The 24,934-nt window shown below is 33.2% G+C and carries 22 protein-coding genes and 1 tRNA gene; 7 read left to right on the top strand and 16 right to left on the bottom strand.

What is annotated here, in order from left to right:
• Positions 1–273 precede the first annotated feature (273 nt).
• Together NJT12_RS04385 and argS are read right to left on the bottom strand one after the other, a co-directional pair.
• Positions 274–984 (bottom strand): hypothetical protein, encoded by a 711-nt coding sequence (locus NJT12_RS04385; RefSeq protein ID WP_271334686.1) that lies wholly within the window; start codon positions 982–984, stop codon positions 274–276.
• A gap of 350 nt (positions 985–1,334) precedes the next feature.
• The gene (gene argS, locus NJT12_RS04380) at positions 1,335–3,113 is read right to left on the bottom strand and encodes an arginine--tRNA ligase (RefSeq protein ID WP_271334685.1); all 1,779 of its coding nucleotides are present in this window, start codon (positions 3,111–3,113) and stop codon (positions 1,335–1,337) included.
• Between the two features lie 327 nt (positions 3,114–3,440).
• Between argS and NJT12_RS04375 the strand changes: the two genes are divergently transcribed.
• Positions 3,441–5,855 carry a TonB-dependent receptor gene (locus tag NJT12_RS04375; RefSeq protein WP_271334684.1) on the top strand — a complete coding sequence of 805 codons (2,415 nt, stop codon included), beginning with the start codon at positions 3,441–3,443 and terminating at the stop codon, positions 5,853–5,855.
• 92 nt (positions 5,856–5,947) lie between these two features.
• On the opposite strand, the gene NJT12_RS04370 is transcribed toward NJT12_RS04375, so the two are convergent.
• The gene (locus NJT12_RS04370; protein WP_271334683.1) at positions 5,948–6,619 is read right to left on the bottom strand and encodes a copper homeostasis protein CutC; all 672 of its coding nucleotides are present in this window, start codon (positions 6,617–6,619) and stop codon (positions 5,948–5,950) included.
• A 296-nt stretch (positions 6,620–6,915) separates the two neighbouring features.
• Positions 6,916–7,923 carry a 3-oxoacyl-ACP synthase III family protein gene (locus tag NJT12_RS04365; protein WP_271334682.1) on the bottom strand — a complete coding sequence of 336 codons (1,008 nt, stop codon included), beginning with the start codon at positions 7,921–7,923 and terminating at the stop codon, positions 6,916–6,918.
• A gap of 262 nt (positions 7,924–8,185) precedes the next feature.
• Here NJT12_RS04365 and NJT12_RS04360 point away from each other — a divergent pair, with 262 nt between their 5' ends.
• Positions 8,186–10,597, top strand: coding sequence for a S9 family peptidase (locus NJT12_RS04360; protein ID WP_271334681.1), 2,412 nt, complete (start codon positions 8,186–8,188; stop codon positions 10,595–10,597).
• Between the two features lie 191 nt (positions 10,598–10,788).
• Here the strand turns inward: NJT12_RS04360 and NJT12_RS04355 are convergent, their stop codons facing one another.
• The 3 genes from NJT12_RS04355 to NJT12_RS04345 form a co-directional block, all read right to left on the bottom strand.
• On the bottom strand, positions 10,789–11,739 hold the full coding sequence (locus NJT12_RS04355) for an ABC transporter ATP-binding protein (protein ID WP_271334680.1): 951 nt from the start codon (positions 11,737–11,739) through the stop codon (positions 10,789–10,791).
• A 105-nt stretch (positions 11,740–11,844) separates the two neighbouring features.
• The gene (locus NJT12_RS04350) at positions 11,845–12,540 is read right to left on the bottom strand and encodes a YiaD family glycine zipper/OmpA-like lipoprotein (RefSeq protein WP_271334679.1); all 696 of its coding nucleotides are present in this window, start codon (positions 12,538–12,540) and stop codon (positions 11,845–11,847) included.
• An 18-nt stretch (positions 12,541–12,558) separates the two neighbouring features.
• Positions 12,559–13,062, bottom strand: a complete 504-nt coding sequence (locus NJT12_RS04345) for a lipocalin family protein (RefSeq protein WP_271334678.1) — start codon at positions 13,060–13,062, stop codon at positions 12,559–12,561.
• Positions 13,063–13,264: 202 nt separating this feature from the next.
• Here NJT12_RS04345 and htpG point away from each other — a divergent pair, with 202 nt between their 5' ends.
• Positions 13,265–15,163 (top strand): molecular chaperone HtpG, encoded by a 1,899-nt coding sequence (htpG, locus tag NJT12_RS04340; protein ID WP_271334677.1) that lies wholly within the window; start codon positions 13,265–13,267, stop codon positions 15,161–15,163.
• Positions 15,164–15,353: 190 nt separating this feature from the next.
• Positions 15,354–16,073 (top strand): DUF4369 domain-containing protein, encoded by a 720-nt coding sequence (locus tag NJT12_RS04335; protein ID WP_271334676.1) that lies wholly within the window; start codon positions 15,354–15,356, stop codon positions 16,071–16,073.
• Between the two features lie 159 nt (positions 16,074–16,232).
• Here NJT12_RS04335 and NJT12_RS04330 read toward each other — a convergent pair whose 3' ends face one another.
• From NJT12_RS04330 to idi, 7 genes are all read right to left on the bottom strand, one after another.
• Positions 16,233–16,691: a hypothetical protein gene (locus tag NJT12_RS04330; RefSeq protein ID WP_271334675.1), complete on the bottom strand. Its 459-nt coding sequence runs from the start codon at positions 16,689–16,691 to the stop codon at positions 16,233–16,235.
• Positions 16,692–17,108: 417 nt separating this feature from the next.
• Positions 17,109–17,182 (bottom strand) — tRNA-Thr (locus tag NJT12_RS04325).
• A gap of 78 nt (positions 17,183–17,260) precedes the next feature.
• A complete protein-coding gene (locus NJT12_RS04320) occupies positions 17,261–17,527 on the bottom strand; it encodes a hypothetical protein (RefSeq protein ID WP_055093243.1) in 267 nt (88 codons plus the stop codon).
• A gap of 56 nt (positions 17,528–17,583) precedes the next feature.
• Positions 17,584–18,552, bottom strand: a complete 969-nt coding sequence (locus tag NJT12_RS04315; protein ID WP_271334674.1) for a type I phosphomannose isomerase catalytic subunit — start codon at positions 18,550–18,552, stop codon at positions 17,584–17,586.
• A 54-nt stretch (positions 18,553–18,606) separates the two neighbouring features.
• Positions 18,607–19,065 carry a peroxiredoxin gene (locus NJT12_RS04310; RefSeq protein ID WP_271334673.1) on the bottom strand — a complete coding sequence of 153 codons (459 nt, stop codon included), beginning with the start codon at positions 19,063–19,065 and terminating at the stop codon, positions 18,607–18,609.
• Positions 19,066–19,068: 3 nt separating this feature from the next.
• Positions 19,069–19,479: a 6-carboxytetrahydropterin synthase gene (locus NJT12_RS04305; RefSeq protein ID WP_271334672.1), complete on the bottom strand. Its 411-nt coding sequence runs from the start codon at positions 19,477–19,479 to the stop codon at positions 19,069–19,071.
• A gap of 21 nt (positions 19,480–19,500) precedes the next feature.
• Positions 19,501–20,028 (bottom strand): isopentenyl-diphosphate Delta-isomerase, encoded by a 528-nt coding sequence (idi, locus tag NJT12_RS04300; protein WP_271334671.1) that lies wholly within the window; start codon positions 20,026–20,028, stop codon positions 19,501–19,503.
• A gap of 293 nt (positions 20,029–20,321) precedes the next feature.
• Here idi and msrB point away from each other — a divergent pair, with 293 nt between their 5' ends.
• The 3 genes from msrB (at position 20,322) to NJT12_RS04285 (ending at position 22,688) form a co-directional block, all read left to right on the top strand.
• Positions 20,322–20,876: a peptide-methionine (R)-S-oxide reductase MsrB gene (msrB, locus tag NJT12_RS04295; RefSeq protein ID WP_271334670.1), complete on the top strand. Its 555-nt coding sequence runs from the start codon at positions 20,322–20,324 to the stop codon at positions 20,874–20,876.
• A gap of 7 nt (positions 20,877–20,883) precedes the next feature.
• On the top strand, positions 20,884–21,501 hold the full coding sequence (msrA, locus tag NJT12_RS04290; RefSeq protein WP_271334669.1) for a peptide-methionine (S)-S-oxide reductase MsrA: 618 nt from the start codon (positions 20,884–20,886) through the stop codon (positions 21,499–21,501).
• 227 nt (positions 21,502–21,728) lie between these two features.
• Positions 21,729–22,688, top strand: a complete 960-nt coding sequence (locus tag NJT12_RS04285) for a quinone oxidoreductase family protein (protein ID WP_271334668.1) — start codon at positions 21,729–21,731, stop codon at positions 22,686–22,688.
• A gap of 383 nt (positions 22,689–23,071) precedes the next feature.
• Here the strand turns inward: NJT12_RS04285 and NJT12_RS04280 are convergent, their stop codons facing one another.
• Positions 23,072–24,163 carry a DUF6630 family protein gene (locus NJT12_RS04280; RefSeq protein ID WP_271334667.1) on the bottom strand — a complete coding sequence of 364 codons (1,092 nt, stop codon included), beginning with the start codon at positions 24,161–24,163 and terminating at the stop codon, positions 23,072–23,074.
• A gap of 21 nt (positions 24,164–24,184) precedes the next feature.
• Complete coding sequence (locus NJT12_RS04275; RefSeq protein ID WP_271334666.1) at positions 24,185–24,883, bottom strand: SMI1/KNR4 family protein; 699 nt, start codon at positions 24,881–24,883, stop codon at positions 24,185–24,187.
• Between the last annotated feature and the right edge of the window lie 51 nt (positions 24,884–24,934).

The raw sequence follows: 24,934 nt of genomic DNA, 5'->3' as shown, positions 1-24,934 counted from the left end.
CCTTTGGAACGATTAAATCATATAATGAAGAATAGGGACTAAACTGAATTTGTTGCTGTTGAATTAACATCTAAAAAGCCTTATGATTACACCCAAAAGATACAAAAAAAAGAGTAGAAAACTTTTAGCTTCTACTCCTTTAATTAACAATTATTCCTGAAAAGGACTTTTTCAGTGCCCTCTTCCAGAACTATCGGCTTTTTTTGTTTGCTATATTTAGCTAAAAATCTATTAAAGAATATCAAGATCAAATATAGACTATCTTGTTACGTATTAGCTTGGATCTACACACTCAGAATAAGCAACAATATGTTTTGTTAAATCTGTCCATTTAGGCTCAGGATTTCCAGAAATTACTTTTTCACAGCTTCCCCATAATGGAGCAAACTCTTTTTTGTAATCTTTTTTCTTTAACAAGAATGCCGGTGAATCTTTTTTAGCTACATAGTAAGATTTTGCATCTCCACCAATAAATTTAACTCCACCAACTCCTAATGAAGTAGTTTCTTTTGCATAAGGATCACAATAAACTTTAAAATCTTTACTGAATGAAGGATTAAGCAATTGCATTAATAATTTGCTGTTTTTCTTTTTGATTTTTACATCAGCTGTTTCGAAATAAGCATAACCTTGATTTAAAAAATCCTGGTTTAACTTAGTGTCATTCCATTTTTTAAAGTCTTCAAGGAAATTAAGTTTCTTACCTAAGTTGTCAAGTCCACTTGGAGGTAAGTACATAAACTTAATATCTTCTGGTTTTAGTTTGTGTTTTTTTCCAGCTCCGTCTTGTAATTTTATGTACTCAATTAATCCTTTGTCTCTATCAATATCTTTGATAGTTCCGTTGATTTCAGTTCCGTCAGCTAAAGTAATGTAAGCCGTTTTACTATGAGAAAATCCATAAGAAGGCGAAATTAAATCTTGTGCATTAATTGTACAACATACTAGAAGAAGTGCTAGTAATAAAAAAGGGTTTTTAATCATTGTTTTGGGTTTTTAGTTTTGCTTACTCTTACGATTTTCAGCTTCCTCGCTTATCTTAAAAGAGAAAAAAAATTAGCTCATCTCCTATATTTACTGGCTTTTTAGGCTATTTTTATAAATCATTTTCTTACCGTAAACTTAGCTATAAAAACGACATTTGCAAATGTTAATTTATTTTTTTTACAAGAAAATTTTCAAGCAAAATCGTTAACCATTTCATAATAATTATTTCATTTTTCAGGAACTCACTAATCGTAAATTATAGACTTTTTTCAAAAAAAAAAAAGAGCCGATAATTTTACAATCATCGACTCCTAAATTTTTAAGACTTTATTTTTTATTTATTACACTTACATTCTCTCGGGAACTTCGATTCCTAGTAAAGTAAAAGCACTCTTTATTACCTCAGCCACTTTTTGAGAAAGCTGTACTCTGAATATTTTCTTTGTTTGATCTACTTCTCCTAATATATGAACTGACTGATAGAAAGAGTTATATTCTTTTACCAAATCATACGTATAGTTGGCAATTAACGCAGGACTATGATTTTGAGCAGCATTTTGAATTACTTCCGGAAAAAGTTCGATTTGTTTTACCAATTCTTTTTCTTTTTCATGCAATTCTTCCGTATTGGTTTGTGCCGAAAAATCGAAATCGGCTTTACGGATAATTGACTGAATTCTTGCATAAGTATATTGAATAAACGGACCTGTATTTCCTGCAAAATCAACAGATTCTTCCGGATTAAACAAAATACGTTTTTTAGGATCTACTTTTAAAATGTAATATTTTAAAGCTCCCAGACCAATTGTTTTATACAATTTAGCTTTTTCCTCTGCAGAATAACTATCTAGTTTCCCCAGATCTTCTGAGATTTGTTGTGCAGTATCTGTCATATCCTGCATTAAATCATCAGCATCTACAACAGTACCTTCACGGCTTTTCATTTTTCCTGATGGTAAATCAACCATTCCGTATGATAAATGATACAAACTTGAAGCCCAGTCAAAACCTAATTTTTTCAGGATCAGGAACAATACTTTAAAGTGATAATCTTGTTCGTTACCTACTGTATAAACCATTCCGCCAACATCAGGCATATCTTTTACACGCTGAATTGCAGTTCCTATATCTTGTGTCATATAAACAGCAGTTCCGTCTGAACGCAATACAATTTTACGATCCAGGCCTTCATCTGTTAAATCAATCCAAACTGAACCATCAGGATCTTTTTCGAAAACACCACTATCCAGACCTATCTGAACAACATCTTTTCCTAATAAGTAGGTATTACTTTCGTAATAGTATTTATCAAAATTGACTCCTAAATTTTTGTATGTTATTGCAAAACCATCATAAACCCATTGGTTCATTTTTTTCCATAGAGAAATAACTTCTTCGTCACCGGCTTCCCATTTTTTAAGCATTTCTTGTGCTTCAATAATAATTGGGGCTTGTTTTTTAGCTTCTTCTTCGGTTTTTCCAGCTTCCATTAGTTGAGAAATTTCAGCTTTATAAGCTTTATCAAACTCAACATAATATTTACCAACTAATTTATCTCCTTTTAGGTTTGAACTTTCCGGAGTTTCACCATTTCCAAATTTCTGCCAAGCCAGCATCGATTTACAAATATGAATACCACGGTCATTGATAATCTGCGTTTTGTATACTTTTTTTCCTGAAGCTTTAATAATCTCAGCAACAGAATATCCTAATAAATTGTTACGAACGTGACCTAAGTGCAAAGGTTTATTGGTATTTGGCGAAGAGTATTCGACCATAATGGCTTTCTCATCAGGATTTGGAGTAAAATATCCAAATTTTTGATTTTCTCTTATTTCATTAAAGAAACTCAAATAATAACTATCGGCAATTACAATATTCAAAAAACCCGAAACAACATTGAAACGTGATACCTCAGGAAGATTCTCTACTAAATAATTTCCTATTTTATTTCCTAATTCTACGGGATTGCTTTTGATCACTTTTAGTAAAGGAAAAATGACCATAGTAATATCGCCTTCAAACTCTTTTCGTGTAGTTTGAAATTCGATTTTATCAACAGTAACATCAAATAATGCTTGTATTGCTTTTTGTATAGAAGGAGTAAGAATTTGTGATAATGACATGTAAACTTATTTTTAAAGTGAGCAAAGATACTGCTTATTCAGCAATTACAGAAAATGAAAAACATATAAAATACAACAAAACTCTTCGATATATGTAAAAAGTATTTTGTTTTGAATGTTAAAATTATCAAAAAATTAAAACGCTAATCTATTAAAAAACAGACTCTCTTAAAAAAAACATAATCTTTTTTGTTTTTTTGTGTAACATATCGGTGATAAAAGAGTCTTAATAAGAACTTTGAATTCGTTTGAAGAAAAAAAAGAAACTAACAAAAAACAAAAAAAACAATCATCATCAATCAAATCAAAATAATCGATACTAACATTATGAAATTAAATTTTTTTCTGTTCGCATTACTGGGGGTATTTGCAACAGCTCAGGCCCAGAACACCGGATCAGTTTCCGGAAAAATTACCGAAAAATCGAATAACGCACCTATCTCTTACGCAACAGTCTCGATCAAAGACAACGGAAAAGCAGTTACAGGAGTTAATACAGACGACAATGGAGGTTTTACCATTAAAAACTTAGCTTTAAAAAGTTATACGATCGAAATTCAATACATTGGATTCAAAAAATATACTGGTACGATTGTTTTAGGCGATAATAAAAAAACAGCTACGATTAATGTTTCCCTAGAAGAAGAAGCAACGCAACTTAAAGGAGTAAACATAGTAAGTGACCGCTCGACAATAGAACAAAAAATTGACCGAAAAGTAATTACCGTTGGTAAAGATTTGACTACTGCAGGAGCTTCTGCATCTGATATCATGAACAACATTCCATCAGTAAATGTGGATCAGGACGGAAAACTTTCGCTTCGCGGAAATGACAATGTTCGTGTATTAATTGACGGAAGACCATCAAATATTGATCCTGCTCAATTGCTAAAACAAATTCCTTCGACTTCTATCAAAAAAATTGAGTTGATCACCAATCCAAGTGCAAAATACAATCCCGAAGGAATGTCCGGAATTATCAATATCGTTTTGCATAAAAACACAAATACCGGTTTCAACGGAAGTTACAGTGGAGGAATCACCTTTGGAGAAACGGCTAAATACAATCAATCTTTAAACTTGAATTACAAAACAGGTAAAGTAAATTTCTTTGGAAACGCAGGACAAAACTTCGGAACGTATCAAAACGACGGTTTCATCAAAAGATTCGATCCTGAAGTTATTCAAAAAATTGATGTTTTGAATGATAATGATTCTTATTTATATAAAATTGGAATGGATTATTTAATCGATGATCACAATACTTTATCATTCTACACCAATCAGAATAAATCAAACGGAAAAGGTTTTGTAAATACTGCTATTGATTATAATAATGTAACTGATGCTGACGTTTCAAAAATCTTTCAAAAATCTAAATATTCGGGACCAGACCAGGTTGGTACATATAATTTAGCGTACAAACATATCTTTAAAAAAGAAGGACATACTTTAGATTTCGAAGGAAATTATAGCGACAATAAAGAAACTCAGTATTCCTCTTTTGATACTCAAACCATAAATACTGACAATACTCAAAACAATGTTATTTATGATGACTTTATAAAAGGAACACGTAAACTGACTACTTTAAACGTTGATTACGTAAATCCTTTAAACGAGAAAACAACTCTTGAAGCTGGTGCAGAAGCAAGAATCACTAAAACAGACAATGATTATATTACAGGAAATCCGCTTGCAGCAATACCTGTTTCTAATTATACTTATGACACTGATATTTATTCGGCTTATGTAACATTTGGTCAAAAATTTAAAAAATTCAGTTACCAATTAGGAGCACGTTTTGAAAGCTATAAAGTAGCAGCTAATTTAAATCATGGTCTTGAAAAATTTAATGATGATTATATTACTTTATATCCATCAGCTTATTTAACGTACAACCTGAATGAGAAAAACACATTGCAATTTAGCTATAGCCGTCGTGTAGACCGTCCAAGTTTAGAGCAAACCAAACCTATCCGTGAGTTTTCGACCCCATTAGTAACATCAATAGGAAATCCTGAATTGCGACCACAATTCACCAACTCTGTTGAAGTAAATTACACTAAAACTTTTACAAAAGGAAGTTTTACAACTGGTGTTTTCTACAGAAGCATCAACGATCAGATTAGCAGAATTTTATATCCTGATGATACAGATCCAACAGGTAACAAACAAATCCTGACTTATACCAATTATGATCATAATACTTCTTATGGATTTGAGGTTTCTTTTAATTACAAAATCACAAAATGGTGGGATATCGCGCCATCTATTGATTTCTCAAGCATCAATCAACAAGGAGTTGTATTCGCATACGATCCTGTAACACAAACAAGTAGTCCGATTGAAAGAAAAGTTACTGTTGCAGCATTTAATGGACGTATGAATTCCAACTTTAAAGTAAACAAACGTTTAAGCTTTTTATTATTTGGTTTTTACAGAGGTGGAGTTGACGGACTTCAAAATAACAGTCATGAAATGTACAAAATGGACATGGGTTCACGTTATACATTGTTAGACAACAAGATGAACATAAGTTTACGTTTCAATGACGTTTTCAATACTATGAAATATTCTTTTGATGCTATGTATCCTTACGCGCATGAAGGCCAGTTTAAATGGGAGAGTCAAACCGTTTATTTAGGTTTAACGTATAATTTTGGTGGAGCAAAAATCAAAAACTTAGAACGTAAACAAAGAGAAGATAACACTAGCAAAGGTGGTGGCGGAATGTTTTAATCCCACTTTTAATAGTAGATTTTAATAGTTCTTGTAGAAAAGAAAAGCTTGGAGTTTGCCAACTCCAGGCTTTTTTAGTTTATATCTATTACTTATAAAAAATTGCGCAATTCTTTTATTTCTTCCGGATTTGCTGTTTGGGTATTATTTGTAATTGCTGACGAATGATAAAAAGTAGGCTCTAGTTTTTCTTGTAATAATTTAATATTCGAAGATCGTAAACCTCCGCCCGGCATAATTTCTATTCGGTTTTTAGCTAGCTTTTGAATCTGTATCAGATCATCAATTCCTTCTTCGACATTTTTTCCTCTACCGGAAGTCAGAATAGTTTGAAAACCGCATTCTATAACATCATCAAGACCTTTCTCTATAGAATCAACAACATCAAAAGCACGGTGAAAAGTACAAGAAAGCGGACTTGCCAAATGAACTAATTCCTGATTTTGTTTTTTATTGACACTTCCGTCCGAATTTAAAATCCCAAAAACAAAACCATCAACACCTAGTTTTTTAAAGGATTTTATGTCTTGTTTCATTTCGATAAATTCCTCGTCGTTATAAACAAAATCCCCACCTCGAGGCCTGATAATAACATGCATTTTAATAGATAACTTTTCACGAACCCGTGCAGCAAGAACAGTATTTGGTGTTGTTCCGCCAAGTTGCATATTGTCACACAATTCGATTCTGTCTGCACCACTTTCCTGTGCTATTATCGCCGATTCATAATTGAAACAGGCTATTTCCAGTTGATTTTTTTTCATTTTTATTTGAGAGATGTTTGATCATTTGTCTGACTTAACAAAAATATTAATTAAAATCGAAATCTCATCCTCAAAATAAAAGACTTGCCAATTGCAGTGGGCTTCGACTCCGCTCAGCCTGACAATACAATATAAAAAAAATAATACTTGAAGAACCCAAGTGTCACCCTGAGCGAAGTCGAAGGGCATCCCAATTGGAACGTTGGCTTCGACTCCGCTCAGCCTGACAAATTGGTATAAAAAAACCTGCTTCAAAAAAGAGCAGGTTTTAAAAATATAATGCAAGATGAATTAATTTACCATTTAATAATTGCGCTTGCCCAGGTAAAACCACTACCAAAAGCAGCCAGAACAACTGTGTCTCCTGATTTAATTTTTCCTTGTTCCCAAGCTTCTGTTAAGGCAATTGGAATAGATGCTGCGGTTGTATTTCCGTATTTCTGGATATTATTATGAACCTGATCATCTCTTAATTTGAATTTGTTTTGAATGAATTGTGAAATTCTCAAATTCGCCTGATGCGGAATCAACATATCTATATCTGAAACTTGTAAACCATTTGCTTCCAGACCTTCATTGATTACCTCAGCGAAACGAACTACTGCATTTTTAAATACAAATTGCCCATTCATGTACGGATAATAACTTTCGTCATTTGGGTCATTATCAGCCAGAATATCAGTTACCCAGCGTGCTCCCATTCCTGGTGCCTGCAAAGATAATTCTTCTGCGTGTTGTCCTTCTGAATGCAGGTGAGTTGATAAAATTCCTTTTGTCAAATCTTCTTCACGGCTTAAAACAGCTGCTCCTGCTCCATCTCCAAAAATAACCGAAACTCCACGACCACGAGTAGTCATATCTAATCCTGTTGAATGTACTTCAGATCCAATAACCAAAATGTTTTTATACATTCCCGTTTTAATGTATTGATCAGCAACAGAAATAGCATAAACAAAACCAGAACATTGATTTCTGACATCTAATGCTCCTACGGTTCTTAATCCTAAATCGCGTTGTACTAAAACTCCGGGTCCTGGAAAATAGTAATCCGGACTTAATGTAGCAAAAACTACAAAATCGATATCTTCTTTGGCTACGCCGGAACGTTCTATAGCAATTTTAGCTGCTTTTACTCCCATTGTAGTTGTGGTATCTTCTCCACGAATAATATGCCTGCGCTCCTGAATTCCCGTACGCTCCTGAATCCACTCATCATTGGTATCAATAATCTTAGACAAATCGTCGTTGGTCACAACATTTGAAGGAACATAATATCCTAAGCCCGTTATTTTTGAATGATACATATTCTTTTATTATTTATTAAAAAATTGGATTGCAAATCTAAGTATACTTTAAAACATTAGTGTACAAATTAGTGTTTTTTTCGTTATTAGCAATTCAATATACTTTAATTATACGGTCAATTAGAGCTTTTTATATTGCAAAAAAACAGTTTTCAGATCAAAACACTGAAAAGTATGAAAAATAACGCATAATATGTAACAAGTTTAAAGTACTTTAGTCAAACATTACAAATACCATTTTTAAACTCCTAAAATTCAAATTATGAAATTAAAGGTTACACTCCTCTTATTTCTTAACATTGGCTTTTTTGCCTTTGCCCAAGAAAACTTAACCTATCAAAAACCTTCTAAATCTATTTTAGATTTAGCTGATTACGAAAGAGCTCCTACAGTATCTATGGATACAAAAAAAGAGAACATGTTGTTGTTGTACAGAAGTACTTATAAAACATTAGACGATCTAAATCAGGAAGAACTTCGTTTGGGTGGTTTACGAATTAATCCGGTAACGAATATTTCCAGTACAGTAACTTACACTATCAATCTTAAATTAAGAAAAATTAGTGGAAAAGAAGAAATACAAGTTTCAGGTTTACCTCAAAACCCTAAAATAAGCAATATTCTATGGTCTCCAAACGATAAGAAAATTTTGTTTTCGCATACTACAAATTCAGGTGTTGAACTTTGGGTATTGGATATAGCAACTGCAAAAGCAACAAAACTTACTGATGCAACTGTAAATGCAAACCTTGGCAATCCGTTTAGCTGGTTTTTAGACAACGAAACTATTTTGGTAAAAATGCTTCCAAAAAACAGGAAGCCTTTATTAGATTCTAAAAAAGATTTACCAACCGGGCCAATTATTTCCAGTACAGCAGGAGCAAAATCTCAAAACAGAACGTATCCTGATATGCTGAAAAATCAGAATGATGAAATCAATTTTGAAAACATCATCACGTCTGAATTGTATAAAGTCAACCTTAACGGAACAGCTACTTTATTCAAAGATGCGGCAATGTATGCCGGAGAAAGAATTTCGCCAGATGGCAATTTTATTATGGTAACTACAATTCAAAAACCGTTTTCGTACGTTGTTCCCTTAAACAGATTTCCTTCTAAAACAATCGTTTATGACTCTAAAGGAAAAGAAGTTAAAACTGTTAACGAAGTTCCGTTAAACGAAGTAATCCCAAAAGGTTTTATGGCCGTTCGCAAAGGAAAAAGAGAAATGAGCTGGAGAAATGACAAACCGGCAACATTATCTTATGTTGTAGCATTAGACGAAGGAGACCCGGCAAACAAAGTCGATTTTAGAGACGAAGTTTATCTTTGGGATGCTCCATTTGCAAACAATGCAACTTCATTAGCCAAAATACCGCAGCGTTACAGCGATATTGTTTGGGGTAATGATACTACTGCATTTCTTACGGATGAATGGTACGATACGCGTAATACAAAAACATATTTGATCAATCCGTCAAATCCTGCACAGCAGCCAAAAGTAATTACTGATAGAAATCAGCAAGATGTTTATTCTGATCCGGGAGTTTTTGAAACTAAGAAGAATCAATACAACAAATACGTTTTAGCGATCGAGAAAGATAATGCTTTCCTTATTGGTGAAGGATATACTAAAGAAGGACAATTTCCTTTTATTTCTGAATTCAATTTGAAAACATTACAATCAAAACGCATTTACACTTCAACTTATAAAGACAAAAAAGAAGATTTGTTAGGAATTGAAGATTTCAAAACCGGTAAAGTTTTAGTTCAGATTCAGTCTAAAAGTGAATATCCGAATTATTATTTCAGAAATATTAAAAAACAAAACAGCCTGACACCAATCACTTCTTTCAAAAATCCGTTTGAGAGCATTAAAAATGTCAGCAAAGAAGTCATCAAATACAAACGTAAAGATGGTGTTGAACTTTCAGGAACTTTATACCTGCCTGCTGGTTATGACAAAGTAAAAAAAGAGAAATTACCGTTGTTGATCTGGGCCTATCCTGCTGAATATAAAGACAGAAACAGCGCAGGACAATCGACTCAAAATTCAAATGAATTTACTTTTCCTTACTACGGATCGTTTGTATATTGGGTAACCAAAGGATATGTTGTTCTTGATGATGCGGCTTTCCCTATTATTGGTGAAGGAACAACTGAACCTAATGATAACTTTATTTCTCAATTAGTAGACAATGCTGCAGCTGCAATTGACGCTGTTGATGCTTTGGGATATATCAATCGTAAAAAAGTTGCGGTTGGAGGACATTCTTATGGCGCTTTTATGACTGCTAATTTACTAACACATTCTGATCTTTTTGCTTGCGGAATTGCCAGAAGTGGCGCGTACAACAGAACTCTGACTCCATTTGGTTTCCAGACAGAGCAACGCAATTATTGGGAAGCTCCAGAAGTTTACACCGCAATGTCTCCTTTTATGAATGCAGATAAGATGAAAACACCTATGTTATTAGTTCACGGTGAAGCTGATAATAACCCGGGAACTTTTACTTTGCAGACAGAACGCTATTATCAGGCACTAAAAGGTTTGGGAGCAACTGCCAGAATGGTAATTTTACCTAAAGAAGCACATAGTTATGTAGCAAAAGAAAATATCCTGCACTTACTTTGGGAACAAGATCAGTTTTTAGAAAAGTATTTAAAAAACTAATTCTTACTGATATCAAATTCGACAGGTTTCTAAAACCTGTCGGATTTATTATGTAAACGTTATCTGGTTTCAATTACTATAAACGATTAATCAGCATAAATGAGAAACCCCACAGATTTCCAAAATCTGTGGGGTTTCTCATTTTTATAGTTAAACCAATTCTCTAATTTTCTAATTGGCAAATTCTCTAATTATAAATAATTTAATCCTAAAAATATCTCCTGATCTAAAGGCAAATCAATTTCACTTTCAAAAAATATTAGCTGTCTTTTATAAACAGTTTCGATTAGAAAATGATTTCCTCTAAAATAAGTTCTTCTTATTTTTACCTGCAAATTTGATTCTGCAACCATTTTGAACTGATGCGGATAAACTAAAGTTTTATGGGTTTGATCTTCATAAGAAAGCATCAAATGAGTAGGAACTTCATTTACTTCTCCAAAAAGTGATGCTACATATTTAGTTTCCGGATCTTCATAGATTTTTACCGGATCTCCTTTTACAAGGAGTTCTCCGTTTCGCATGACGATTGCCTCATCTGCAAATGATAATGCATCTGTACTATCGTGTGTTGCAATAATACACGTAATCCCTTTTTGTTTTAAGTACCTGAACAAGTTTCTTCGTAAAGCATTTTTACGAAAAGCATCAATTTGGCTAAAAGGTTCATCCAGTAAAATTATTTCCGGCTCTAAAGCCAAAACTCTTACCAATGCCACTCTTTGTTGTTGACCTCCACTTAAAAATTTTGCTTTTACATTCGAGAATGCTTCCATTTCGACCATTTCCAGCAATTCCTGAACGCGAAGTTTTTTCATATTCGCAAAACCATTCGAAAGAAATTTTCCAACATTTTCAGCTACCGTTTCAAAAGGAGACAAATCAAAATCCTGGGCCAGATATTTCATATAAGGCATTCCGGGAATCAAATTGTACTTAGGACCTAAAATTGGCTTTTCATTATAAAAAATCTTGCCATCATCTAAGTTATACAAACCATAAATAAGTTTAAGGAGCGTACTTTTCCCGCAGCCGCTTTCGCCAATAATAGCAATATTTTCGCCTTTATTTATGGTAAAAGAAACGTTTTTTATAACAGGGCTGTCGGTATACGTAAAAGAGATATTTTGAATGTCGAGCATGGGTTGTATTTGAAAGCACAAATTTACAATGTTTAATTTCTAAAGTCAAAAAAAAGCTGCTTCAATTATGAAACAGCTTTTAAGAAATTTTATTGCGTTTGAAACTTATTTTCCAGCTTCAGATTTTGCATCATTTACCATTTTGTCATTTGCAGTAATAGAAAATTCTACACGACGGTTTTGAGCTCTTCCTTCCGGAGTATCATTTGTAGCAATTGGATCAGCGATTCCTAAACCTGAAGTTTTGAAACGGCTTGATTTTAATCCTTTTGCAACTAAATAAGCTTGCACAGAAGCAGCTCTTTGTCCTGAAAGCGTCAGGTTATATTCTGGTTTTCCTGTATTATCAGTATAACCAAAAATTTGAATATCAGTATCTCCGTATTCATTGAATACAGGTACTAATTTGTCTAAATTTGCTTTTGCCTGAGGAGTCAAAGTGGATTTATTAGTATCAAAACGAACAGAATTCTCATTTAAAGTTAAGTGAATACCCTCTCCTACTCTTTCTACAGATGCACCTGGTAAAGCCTGATCGATTTCACGGGCTTGTTTATCCATTTTGTTTCCAATAAGAGCACCAGTTCCACCACCTACAGCAGCTCCAATAGCAGCTCCTAAAGCAGCATTTCCACCGCGTCCTAAATTATTTCCTAAAATACCACCAATAAGACCACCGGCAACTACTCCAATTCCGGCACCTTTTTGTGTATTATTAGCGTTTTTCACTGAATCGCAACTTGTAAAGAAACTTACTAATACAAGTAAACTACTCAAACCTAAAACTGTTATTTTTCTCATGTTTTTATCTTTTTAATATTAATTAGCTCTCTGAAACTGGTAAGTTACATCCTTAACTTGTCCACCAACATTGATGTTATCGATCAATTGAAATGAATTATCAGTCAATCCCGCTACTTTAAGTAAGTATCCGTCTCTAACTTTTTTTGCTTTTATACCAGCATCAAGAATTTTAAGTACAAACATACCCTGATTGTTAATACTCCATACAATAGGAGAATTAAATGCAGTACAACTTGGCGCTGTCAGAGCCATACTTCCCTTATTATTATTTGAAATAAAATTCCAGGTACTACCAATAAAACATTTAGAATCTGCAAGATCAAAAGAGTTTACTTTGATATACTCAGAACCAGGATAAGATACATTGGTTAAAACCCAATTTCCTTTAAGAGCAACCTGACTTGGTCTGTCAAGTTTAGTCGATAGCGTAGTTGCTTCTGTTGAAGCTGTTGTAGACGAAGCTGATTTGCACGCAAAAAACATTGTGGCAATCATGCAAATGAAAATAATTTTCTTCATTTTGTACATTATTTAAGTTAATACTTACCCATTTAACAATTATTATACCACAAAGATACAATTCATAGGAATATCTTTTGTTCCAGAATCCGATTATTTTCTTTCAAAATTAACACTTACGCCATTTTGTCACTCAAAAAACAATTGGTATTCTATTTGAAGAAATGATACTCATCACATTAAACTAAAAAAATATAAAAATATGACAACAGGTAAAATTAATGTTTCAGTAGAAAACATCTTTCCCTTAATCAAAAAGTTCTTGTATAGCGATCACGAAATTTTCTTACGTGAATTGATTTCGAACGGAACTGATGCTACTTTAAAATTAAAACACTTAATAAGCATTGGCGAAGCCAAAGTAGAATTCGGAAACCCTGTTATTGAAATCAAAATTGACAAAGAGGGAAAAAAGATTCACATTATCGACCAGGGATTAGGTATGACAGCTGATGAAGTTGAAAAATACATTAACCAGGTTGCTTTTTCAGGAGCCGAAGAGTTCCTTGATAAATACAAAGATTCTGCTAAAGATTCCGGAATCATTGGTCATTTTGGTCTGGGATTCTATTCTGCGTTTATGGTTGCAGAAAAAGTAGAAATTATTACTAAATCATACAAAGATGAGCCAGCTGCACACTGGACTTGTGACGGAAGCCCTGAATTTACTTTAGAGCCGGCTGACAAAACTTCACGTGGTACAGAAATCATCTTGCACATTGCCGAAGATTCTCTTGAATTTCTTGAAGATTCAAAAATCAGCGGATTATTAAACAAATACAACAAGTTTATGCCTATTCCGATTAAATTCGGAACAAGAAAAGAAAAAATAGAACAAAAAAAGGGAGAAGAAGTTGCTCCTGAAGATGTAGATAATATTTTTACTGAAGTTGAAGTAGATAATATCATCAACAACCCTAATCCAGCGTGGACTAAACAGCCGACTGAATTATCTGATGAAGATTACAAAAGCTTCTACAGAGAGTTGTATCCAATGCAATTTGAAGATGCGTTATTCCACATTCATTTAAATGTAGATTACCCATTTAACTTAACAGGAATTTTATATTTCCCTAAGTTAGGATCTGATATGCAAATTCAGAAAGACAAAATTCAATTGTACCAAAACCAGGTTTACGTTACCGATAACGTAGAAGGAATTGTACCTGAATTCTTGACGATGTTAAAAGGAGTTATTGATTCACCGGACATTCCTTTGAACGTTTCTCGTTCTGGATTACAGGCTGATGGTGCAGTGAAGAAAATCTCAAACTACATTACCCGTAAAGTAGCAGATAAATTAAAAACATTGTTCAGCGAAAATCGTGCGGATTTTGAAGCTAAATGGAATGATATTAAAATTGTTTTAGAATACGGAATGCTTTCTGACGATAAATTCTACGAAAAAGCCGGCGCATTTGTACTGTATCCAACGGTTGATGACACTTACTTTACTCTTGAAGAATTAAAAGAGAAACTGAAAGAAAACCAAACGGATAAAGACGGAAAATTAGTGGTTCTTTATGCTGGAAACAAAGATGCACAGCACTCTTATATTGAAACAGCAAAAGAAAAAGGATACGAAGTATTACTTTTAGATTCTCCGATTATCTCACATTTGATTCAAAAAATTGAAGGTGATAATAAAGATGTAACTTTTGTTCGTGTCGATTCTGACCATATTGATAACTTAATCAAAAAGGACGAAAACACGATTTCTAAATTATCTGATGAAGAAAAAGAAACACTAAAAACTTCATTAGAAGCTTATATTCCTAAAGCATACAGTGTTCAACTGGAAGCTATGGACAGTCAGGCGGCTCCGTTTATCATCACGCAACCAGAATTTATGCGTAGAATGAAAGAAATGAGTCAATCTGGTGGTGGCGGAATGTTTGGAATGGGAAATATGCCGGAAATGTACAATCTGATTGTAAACACCAATTCAGATTTGGCAACCAGCATTTTGAACACTGAAGACAAAACACATCAGGAACACCTGGTAAAACAAGCTTTAGACTTAGCAAAATTATCGCAAAACCTATTAAAAGGAGAAGCTTTAACTGCTTTTGTAAAAAGAAGTTTTGAGATGATTAAATAATTTTTTTTTATCTAATAAATATTCTAAAATCCTGTAGGCATTGCTTACAGGATTTTTTTTATGCTTTTACTTTATAAACAAAAGAATCTCTGTTGTAAAATTGACTGGAATTTATTTTTCGCAAAATTTAAACACTACATCATTACATTCAAACTATTTTCTTTATTTTGCAGCAAAATCTAAAAAACCAATGAAAAAATCAATTATTGCTTTTGTTACTCTCGCACTATTAGCCTCTTGTAGCAAAAAAGAATCAACCGACAGTTTGCACCTTACAGGAAATATAAAAGGGTTAAAAAACGGAACTTTATACATTCAAAGAATCGTTGACACTTCTCTTGTAGCTATCGACAGCATTAAAATAGACGGAGATTCATCTTTTGAAAGTAACATAAAATTAGAGTCTCCAGAAGTACTTTATTTATATCTTGACCGCGGAGTTACCAATTCATTAGACAATAATATTTTATTTTTTGCTGAGCCCGGAAATATCAATATCGACACCAACTTAGATAACTTTATTTACGGTGCAAAAATTACCGGATCTAAAAATCAGGAATTATATAATGAATACAAAAAAATAAATTCTCGTTTTAATGACGAAAGCCTTTCTATGGTTGAGTCAAGGTTTAAGGCAATAAAAAGACAAGACCAAAAAGCTATTGACAGTATAGACAAAAAACAAGAGTCTAACACTAAAAGAAAATACCTGTACGCAACAAACTTTGCACTCAACAATAAAGATCACGAAATAGCACCTTATATTGCTTTATCTGAGATCTACGATATCAATGTTAAATTCCTTGATACAATCCAGAAATCGATGACCCCAAAAGTTGCACAGTCGCTTTACGGAAAAAAACTAACCAAGTATGTTGCCGATATTAAAAAAGAAGAACAAAAGCAATAGACAACTACATAAAACGAAAAGTCCTGAGAATCTCAGGACTTTTTTTGTTTTATAGCAAATTCCAACTTTTTAGAATTCTAAATCCCAATTAAACCAATAGTATTGATTCTATCAATTGTTTGGAATTTGGAATTTTTAAAGTTTGATTTTTATTTCATTTTATCTTCCTAATAAAGCTCCAAACATAGAAAGTACAAATAGTAATCCGTACAATACGAGAATTGCAATCATAAAAATCCCAATGAATTTATAATGCGATTTTAAGTAACCAAAAGAAGCCGTTAATGCTACATTATCATTGTCTCTAAAAGCTTTTTTTCCATTTGCACCAAATTTAAAAAGATAGTAAACCGGAAAGAAATAAATTGCACCAAATATAATATATATAAAAGTTATCACTACGCCAAAAGAACTGCCATAAGCCGCCATTCCTGGTATCGAACTTCCTAGTGTAGCAAAAATTGCACTTGCAAAAATTGCAAACACCAATATTAATCCAATGCCAACGAATCCTACTATTCCTAAAAAATATGCCCATTTAACGGTTTCCTTCAAAAAATCTTTTGAAGATTGATCGAGCTGTAACTCAAATTTCTCGAAAACTGAATTTTCTTCCATGTTTAATTTATGTTTTTGGTTAAGAAACAAACATAAGAAAAATATTGTTACAATTTTTATTAAAGTGGATTCCCGATTTTAAATTCCAAGTAATTATTTTATAAAAGAAAAGACTCAGATGTACTTCCATATTTTAATATTACAAAAAGATGTATTTTCCTTCCTGGCTAACCAATATTTTAGCCTTAATTTTTTATTTTAGAAAAAATAAAGTTGTTAAAGACGGAATTATTTTAAAAACGGATATTTCGTAAGTGAGCTATTCTAATTTTCAAAAGAATGACAAAGTACTGATTTAACAATTTCCCGACCTACTACAATCTCGAAAGTTTTAACCCATTTTTCAAAATTTAAATATTTTACTATACTTATAAAGCAAAAAAAAAACCACCACTAAAAAGTGATGGTTTTCCGTTGAGCCGGCGGAGGGACTCGAACCCACGACCTGCTGATTACAAATCAGCTGCTCTAGCCAACTGAGCTACGCTGGCGACTCATTACGGGTGCAAATATAAAGCGGTTTTTCGTTTTACCAAAATAAATTTGCACTTTTTTATACTTTTTTTTGCTTACAATTCGTTGATTTTAGCAATCAATTGATTAGCAGTTTCTTCCAATTCAACATTGATTTGTTTGAAGTGTGCTTTTTTGTTTTCAACATTCTTAGCATTCACTTTTGTGATCAAAGTATCAAATGCAGCGATAGCCTGATCGATCAAAGCATTCGTTTCTGGAGTAGGATTTCCTGAAGTAGACATTTCGAATAAGTAAATTGCCTCAATAATATCTCCTAATACGAAGTTGATGTCTTTCTTTAAATTTTTAACGTTTGCCATTTTATTTTTATTTTAATTTGCGACTGCAAAAATACACATAATCTTTCTATTAAGTGCTATGAAATGTAAATTTCTAAAATAGAAGCTTTTCCGCTTAAAATAAATGCATTTATCTCAGCCGGAACTAAAACGGTATCTCCCTTTATATACGATTGTTTGAAACCATCAAATTCAATTTCAAAACTTCCCTCGATACACATATAAACAGTAAAAGTTTCGCCTGACTTAGAAACCTCAACTTTACCTTCTAACGGAATAAAGTTAGTGGTAAAATAAGGACAATCAACCACTACGTTAGAACTGTTCGCTTTTGTCTCGTATTTCTTTTGCGTCTCTACCTTATTATAGTTAATAGCATCGAGCGCCAGGTCTACATGAAGTTCTCTTGTATTTCCCTGAGCATCTATTCTGTCAAAATCATACAAACGATACGTAATATCTGATGTTTGCTGAATCTCGGCCACTACTAATCCTGCCCCAATAGCATGAACCGTTCCCGTTTCTAAAAAGAAAACATCGCCTGCTTTTGCTTTTACATCATCTAAAATCGAAACAAGTGTTTTATCATTCAAATGTTTCAGATATTCTTCCTTGCTTGAATTTTCCTTAAAACCTACAATGATTCTTGCATCAGCATCGGCCTGCATTACATACCACATTTCGGTTTTACCAAAAGAGTTATGACGTTCTTTTGCCAATTTATCATTAGGATGTACCTGTATCGACAGATCTTCACGGGCATCTAAATATTTAAAAAGCAACGGAAACTGTTTTCCAAAACGACTGTAAACTTTTGTTCCCAGAATTTCATTTGGCATTTCATCAATGAGTTCCATCAATGATTTACCTTTCAGCAATCCGTTTGACACAACACTTACATCACCTTCTACCGTAGACAATTCCCAGCTTTCTCCAGTTATCTTAGAAGAGATTGGTTTATTCAAAATTGTCTTTAGTTTTTCTCCGCCCCAGATTCTATCTTTCAAGATGGGTTCAAATTGTAATGGGTATGATTTTGGTTTCATGTTTTTTAAGGCTAGTTTCTTAAATCAACAGCAGATTGCTACTATTTTCTAATATTACAATACTAATTCTTTGACTGTTTCAAGTGCTTTCGGAATATGTTTTCCTGCATTCATACTGTCAAAAATCAAGATAACAACTCCATTTTTATCAATTACATACGTTACCCTTCCTGGCAAAAGACCAAATAAAGTGTCGCGAACGCCAAAAATGTGTCGTAATTTTTTGTCTTCATCAGACAAGAGTATAAAAGGCAATTGATGTTTGTTCGCAAATGTCTCATGCGATTTTACACTATCGCTGCTTATACCAATAACCTCAGCACCAAGATCCTTAAAATCTTCGTATTGATCTCTAAAACTACAAGCTTCAGTAGTACATCCTGGTGTATTATCTTTTGGGTAAAAATAAATCACCAGAGGTTTTCGCCCCAAAACACTTTGGCTTTCAAAAACTTCTCCATGACTATCTTTTGCAGTAAAATTCGGAACTATATCTCCTATTTTTAGTGACATTTATTATTCTCCTTTATAAGTTACAAAATTGCGGTCCGTTTCATTCAGAACGATTTCTAAGTCGAAATCTGCCTGAATTCTTTTTCTAATTTTATTCCATATCACAACAGCAATATTTTCGGCTGTTGGATTCAAATCTTGAAATTCCGGAACATCCAGATTCAAATTTTTGTGATCAAACGGAATCTCCACTTCTTCGTGTATAATATCCGCCAATACTTTCACATCTACAACAAAACCAGTTTCGGGGTCAATTTTTCCTGTAACACTAACTGTTAAACCATAATTATGACCATGAAAATTGGGATTATTACATTTTCCAAAAACAGCATTGTTCTTTTCGAATGTCCAATCTTTTCTGTGCAATCGATGTGCAGCATTAAAATGTGCTTTTCTTGATATGGTTACTTTCATTTGGGTGGTTGGTTAGTCTGGTTAAAGTTTGTGATCTTCTAAATAATGATCAAATTCATCAAAAATTATTTTAAACCACACGGTATAAATTTCAGGATTTTTCTCAATGTCAGCTTTTACATCTTCGATTTTCATCCATTTCCAATCTTCTACTTCTTCAGGATTTATGGCCGGATCATTATTATAGTATCCTATCATAACATGATCTAACTCATGCTCTGTTAAACCGTTATCGAAAGGTGCTTTATAAATAAAATGAAAAAGCTCTTTCAAATCTGCTTTAAAACCCATTTCTTCAAACAATCTTCTGCTTCCTGCTTCGACATTTGTCTCTCCTTCGCGCTGATGGCTACAACATGTATTAGTCCAGAGTAAAGGCGAATGGTATTTGTGATGAGCACGTTGCTGCAGCATTATCTCATTTTTATCATTTAAAATAAAAACTGAAAAAGCGCGATGTAAAACTGCTTTTTCATGTGCTTCTAGTTTTGGCATTAAGCCAATTTGCTCATCGTCTTGATTTACTAATATTACGTTTTCTTCTATCATAGGGCTTATTGATCAAACAAAAATACGAAAAAAGAAATGGCTTGAAAATTTCAACGGAGATTGTGAAAAGTTTAACGAGCTTGATATTTTGCAAAAATCTGACTAACAACAAAATACACCTAATTAAAACTCAAAAATCCTTTAAAAACGAGACTTAAAACTAAAACTATATATTTTACGTACATAATAAAAGTTAAAACATACTTAAAAAAATCTGAATTGTAAAGCAGACGACATTTCAAGGCGAAATCAAGTCGTATCTTTGAAAAACAGAATTAAAGCACATAGAAATAATGAAAACGAAAACCCAAATTCTCAGCCTTTGCTTTTTAATTCCGCTCTTTATTTTACAGGCATGCGGACAAAACGCAAAAAAACAAAATACAAAAACAGTAGTTATGGAAAACAAAATCACTAAACCCGGAAATCCTTATTACTCTAATACAGATACAACAAAACTCAATGTGAGTAATGCTGAATGGAAAAAAGTACTCCCAGAAGATGTTTATGACGTAATGCGAAATGCAGACACAGAAAGACCTTTTACAGGCAAATACTGGAATACGGATGAAAAAGGCACTTATTACTGTGCTTCATGCGGAAACTTACTTTTTCGTTCTGGCGCCAAATTTTCGAGCAGCTGCGGATGGCCAAGTTTTTTTGAGCAAGAAAACAAAAATAGCGTAGTTTATAAAAAAGATAACTCTCTTGGAATGGAAAGACTCGAAGCATTATGCGGTCGTTGCGGCGGACACTTAGGTCATTTATTCGATGACGGACCCGCGCCAACCGGAAAACGATATTGCATGAATTCGATTGCACTTGACTTTGTTCCTGACAATAAATAAAATTAAGATGAAAAATATAGCCCTTATTTGTATTTTGGCACTATCCCTAAACGGATTTGCACAAAGCAATAAAACGAAAACCACCTCAAATTTAGAAACTATCACCCTTGGCGGAGGCTGTTACTGGTGCGTTGAAGCAGTGTACGAAAATCTGGACGGAGTAAAATCTGTAGTTTCCGGCTTCTCCGGAGGAAAGGTCGCTAACCCAACCTATGAAGAGGTTTGCACAGGAACAACCGGTCATGCTGAAGTAGTCCAGATAACTTTTGATAAAAATGTGACCGATATTAATGAAATATTTAAGGTTTTCTTTACTGTTCACGATCCTACAACGCTAAACCGACAAGGTGCAGATGTGGGAACTCAATATCGTTCTGTAATTTTTTATAAAAATGCAGAACAAAAAAATGCCGCAGAAAGTATTATTGCTGAATTGAATAAAGCAAAAGTATACAACAGCCCGATTGTAACAAAAGTAGAACCTTTTAAAGCATTTTATAAAGCCGAAGATTACCATCAGAATTATTATGCAAACAACAAAAACCAACCGTATTGCAAAATGGTCATTCAGCCAAAAATCGAGAAGTTTGAGAAAGTATTCAAAGACAAACTAAAAAAGAAATAATAGACTTTTATATTGGTTAATAATAGTTGCCGTTCATGAAAATGAACGGTTTTTTTGTGTTTTTTTTTGCCACGAATTACAACAATTTGCACAAATTAAAATTAAACATCAGGAAGAAAAAAATTAGTGAGAATTAGCGAAATTCGTGACAAACCATTTTTTATCATTATACCTCTTTATATCACTAAAGAATTTTAACTTACTTTGCATTATCAAAACAATTCAAAATGAAAGCACTTACCTTTTCTTCTTTCGGAAATTCTGATGTTTTAGAATATATCGAAATTCCCAATCCTGAATTAAAAAGCGATGAAATTCTAGTAGAAATGAAAGCCATCGGGCTAAACTTTGCCGATGTTTACAGACGAAAAGGAAACTATCATTTAAAAGGAAACCCACCTTTTATTGCAGGTTATGAAGGCGCAGGAATCATAGTCGATACTAACAATCATCCCGAATATAAAATTGGAGATCGTGTGGCTTTTGCCGATGTTCCTTTTGCGAACGCAGAACTGGTTGCGGTAAACATAAATCATGTACTTCCTTTACCGCAAGCCATTACTTTCGAAACTGCTGCCTCTATCTTATTGCAGGGCTTAACAGCTCATTATTTAGCAACCGACAGTCACAAAACCACAAAAGGAGAAACGGTATTAATTCATGCTGTTGCCGGCGGAGTGGGGCAATTCCTGACTCAGATCAGTAAATCATTAGGTGCAAATGTCATTGGCTTAACCTCATCTTCTGAGAAAGCAAAAGTCGCCATCGAACAAGGAGCTGATCATGTTTTTTTATATAATGAAGATTGGAAATCAGATATTTTTAAAACGATTCCAAATGGCGTTGATATCGTTTACGATAGTATCGGAAGCACTTTAAAGGATAGTTTTGAAGTTACTAAAGAATGCGGGCAAGTCGTTTTCTTCGGAATGGCGGGCGGCGATCCTGAACCTGTAGACCCGAGAATGCTAATGGATACTTCAAAAACCTTAACCGGGGGAGATTTATGGAGCTACTTAAATTCTAAAGAAGAAAGAATCAAAAGAGCCAATCAATTATTTACCTGGATTATTGAAGGAAAAATCAAACTTTCTGAACCAACTTCTTTTAAACTATCCGAAGGAAAACTAGCGCACGATTATCTGGAAAGCCGAAAAAGTACGGGAAAAATTATTTTGATTCCGTAAATAATAAACTGAGCGTGATAGTTTGAACAGTTTTCAGTACCAGTACCAGTCTCAGTTTTCAGTTTCAACTAGATCTTATCATTTCGACGAAGGAGAAATCACATTAGAAGCTCCGCAATCAAAATCGCCAATCTTTGTCGATTTACGAGTGTGATTTACTTCGCCTGTTCGCTATCGCTTGGGTCTCCTTCGTCGAAATGGCAAGATTGAGTAAAAAATAATATAAAATCTGTTTTTATCCGCGTTTTCGCGAAGCTAATCCGTTTTATCCGCGTACTTTCCCTATGATCCCTTTGCAATCTCAAAGCAAACCAAATACACATACTTTACGTATCCCGATAACCATCGGGATTGCGACCTTTGCGGTAAAATTCAATCCAATTTTACAAACGATCAACCTCAATTTTAGTCAATTCAGATAATTCCAAAATTCGGAGAACATCCTTTTTATTGGCCACAAAAAACAAATAGTTATCTCCATGAGTATCGTAACTCATTAATTCAAAACCTCGTTTTTCTAAAGCTGACTGAATGTAAGGAAACAAATCATGACTATATGTTTCTTCCGGATAATCGAAATTGAGATCTTCGCCTATCATTTCTGAGATAAAACATTCAGCATCTTCAGGATCAAATTTCCAGTCGCTGCTCCAGGCATCGATACTTTCGAAGAAATCCCATTGTTCTTGCACTATCTCATGATATTCTGTATGACCTTTTTTAAAATTCTTCAAAAGTTTCTTAGATTGCTTTTGAACTAATTTTTCGTCGACATCGCCTCTTGAAACTAATTTTATAAATTCTTCAAAAGTCCCCTGCGTAACCTCAACCTCTTCAGGTAATAAATTTTCCTGCGAAGGAAGCTCAATACTTTCTGGCAATTCGATATTTAGATATTGACAAATTCCCTGTAAAATCCTTTCAAATTCTTTGAAACCTATTTTCTGAATATCATTTTTTGGTTCGTTTATATCTATAGATTCTGTATCCAGTATTCCTCTAGTATAATCAAGGAAATAACTATTGTTGTATAACATCTTAAAATCATTAGTTTCTAAGCTATTCGTACAACAAAAAAAGATAACAAAATTATGCAAAACGTGCTTCAAATACTTTTTCCCTTCCGGAGTTGGCTCTGTATAAAATTGAATATGAATATAGTCGTACTCTAATTCCTGAAGCATTTGCTCCTCAGAAACAGGTCCTACATTTATCTTTTTATATATTTCATTCAAAACTTCGTAAGCATTTTTGAATCCGCTTTTCTTTATCTCAGCTCTTCCTTCGTCATGATCAAAAGAACTTGGAAAAGAATACAGACTTACAGAAATAGTATCATGAACTCCTTTCATTTTAAACTCAAAACTATTTTTCTCATTATACAAATGAGAATAAACCTTATCTATAACATCAAAAGAAACAATCGATTTTGGGTCATTATTTCTGCCAAACAAATTCAAAAAAAAGTCTTTCATTTAACTGTATATTACTTCAATCTAAAAATTAGAATATTTAAAACTTTGATCCATTTTTTCAAAAGGAATGTTTTTATCTAACAGCGATTTGAGTTCAAGATCTGTCAATAAACCCCTTGCAGGCTCTTTCATTCTGGGAAGTACAATTTCGTAATCTATGATTTCACGAGTTAAAATATCTTCAAGAATATTGATTTGTTGGCTCGTTAAATACTTTTTGTGAGACTTAAATACTGATGCTATATCACTTCTAAATTCTTCATCACTGATTTCATTATAAATATCCTGATTAGACATATCTGTCAATAACATTTTAAAAATAAAATCCTGCAGGTTTCCTGCCAGATAATCCGCCTCATTTGAATCATGCCAAAGATAAACGATAGGATATTCACCATCATTTTCTTCATTCAGGAAAAAACAATAATGATCTGCTGCACCACTTTTTGCAAAAGCAATAAATTTAAATTGTTTATCAATGTTCCGATAATCTTCAGGATCAGACAAATCTCCTATTTCTTCGTCTACAGATTTCAAATTCAATAATTCAAAATCATAAGAGTGCAAAAGCAAAGGCGGATTTTCTTTTAATGTTGGATAAACTTCGGCATACCATTTAGGTCCGTATTCTCCAATATTAAGCATCCCGTCAACATCTAATTGTTTGTATAAATGTGGAAATTGAAATCCGTATTTTATTTCTATGTCTTGTAGTGTCATTTTTAAAAATTGTGGAATAATACTATAACCTGAATATCAAATATAGTATTA

This window comes from Flavobacterium azizsancarii (assembly GCF_027980145.1).
Classification (GTDB): domain Bacteria; phylum Bacteroidota; class Bacteroidia; order Flavobacteriales; family Flavobacteriaceae; genus Flavobacterium; species Flavobacterium azizsancarii.
This window is presented reverse-complemented; position numbering and strand designations above follow the sequence as displayed.

Coding starts and splice junctions, on each gene's coding strand:
- NJT12_RS04385 (WP_271334686.1), bottom strand. CDS start 984: ATGATTAAAAACCCTTTTTTATTACTAGCACTTCTTCTAGTATGTTGT.
- NJT12_RS04350 (WP_271334679.1), bottom strand. CDS start 12,540: ATGAGAAAAATAACAGTTTTAGGTTTGAGTAGTTTACTTGTATTAGTA.
- NJT12_RS04305 (WP_271334672.1), bottom strand. CDS start 19,479: ATGAAAGTAACCATATCAAGAAAAGCACATTTTAATGCTGCACATCGA.
- htpG (WP_271334677.1), top strand. CDS start 13,265: ATGACAACAGGTAAAATTAATGTTTCAGTAGAAAACATCTTTCCCTTA.
- msrB (WP_271334670.1), top strand. CDS start 20,322: ATGAAAACGAAAACCCAAATTCTCAGCCTTTGCTTTTTAATTCCGCTC.
- NJT12_RS04280 (WP_271334667.1), bottom strand. CDS start 24,163: ATGAAAGACTTTTTTTTGAATTTGTTTGGCAGAAATAATGACCCAAAA.
- NJT12_RS04365 (WP_271334682.1), bottom strand. CDS start 7,923: ATGTATCATTCAAAAATAACGGGCTTAGGATATTATGTTCCTTCAAAT.
- NJT12_RS04320 (WP_055093243.1), bottom strand. CDS start 17,527: ATGGCAAACGTTAAAAATTTAAAGAAAGACATCAACTTCGTATTAGGA.
- msrA (WP_271334669.1), top strand. CDS start 20,884: ATGAAAAATATAGCCCTTATTTGTATTTTGGCACTATCCCTAAACGGA.
- argS (WP_271334685.1), bottom strand. CDS start 3,113: ATGTCATTATCACAAATTCTTACTCCTTCTATACAAAAAGCAATACAA.
- NJT12_RS04375 (WP_271334684.1), top strand. CDS start 3,441: ATGAAATTAAATTTTTTTCTGTTCGCATTACTGGGGGTATTTGCAACA.
- NJT12_RS04310 (WP_271334673.1), bottom strand. CDS start 19,065: ATGTCACTAAAAATAGGAGATATAGTTCCGAATTTTACTGCAAAAGAT.
- NJT12_RS04360 (WP_271334681.1), top strand. CDS start 8,186: ATGAAATTAAAGGTTACACTCCTCTTATTTCTTAACATTGGCTTTTTT.
- NJT12_RS04355 (WP_271334680.1), bottom strand. CDS start 11,739: ATGCTCGACATTCAAAATATCTCTTTTACGTATACCGACAGCCCTGTT.
- NJT12_RS04335 (WP_271334676.1), top strand. CDS start 15,354: ATGAAAAAATCAATTATTGCTTTTGTTACTCTCGCACTATTAGCCTCT.
- NJT12_RS04275 (WP_271334666.1), bottom strand. CDS start 24,883: ATGACACTACAAGACATAGAAATAAAATACGGATTTCAATTTCCACAT.
- idi (WP_271334671.1), bottom strand. CDS start 20,028: ATGATAGAAGAAAACGTAATATTAGTAAATCAAGACGATGAGCAAATT.
- NJT12_RS04345 (WP_271334678.1), bottom strand. CDS start 13,062: ATGAAGAAAATTATTTTCATTTGCATGATTGCCACAATGTTTTTTGCG.
- NJT12_RS04285 (WP_271334668.1), top strand. CDS start 21,729: ATGAAAGCACTTACCTTTTCTTCTTTCGGAAATTCTGATGTTTTAGAA.
- NJT12_RS04370 (WP_271334683.1), bottom strand. CDS start 6,619: ATGAAAAAAAATCAACTGGAAATAGCCTGTTTCAATTATGAATCGGCG.
- NJT12_RS04330 (WP_271334675.1), bottom strand. CDS start 16,691: ATGGAAGAAAATTCAGTTTTCGAGAAATTTGAGTTACAGCTCGATCAA.
- NJT12_RS04315 (WP_271334674.1), bottom strand. CDS start 18,552: ATGAAACCAAAATCATACCCATTACAATTTGAACCCATCTTGAAAGAT.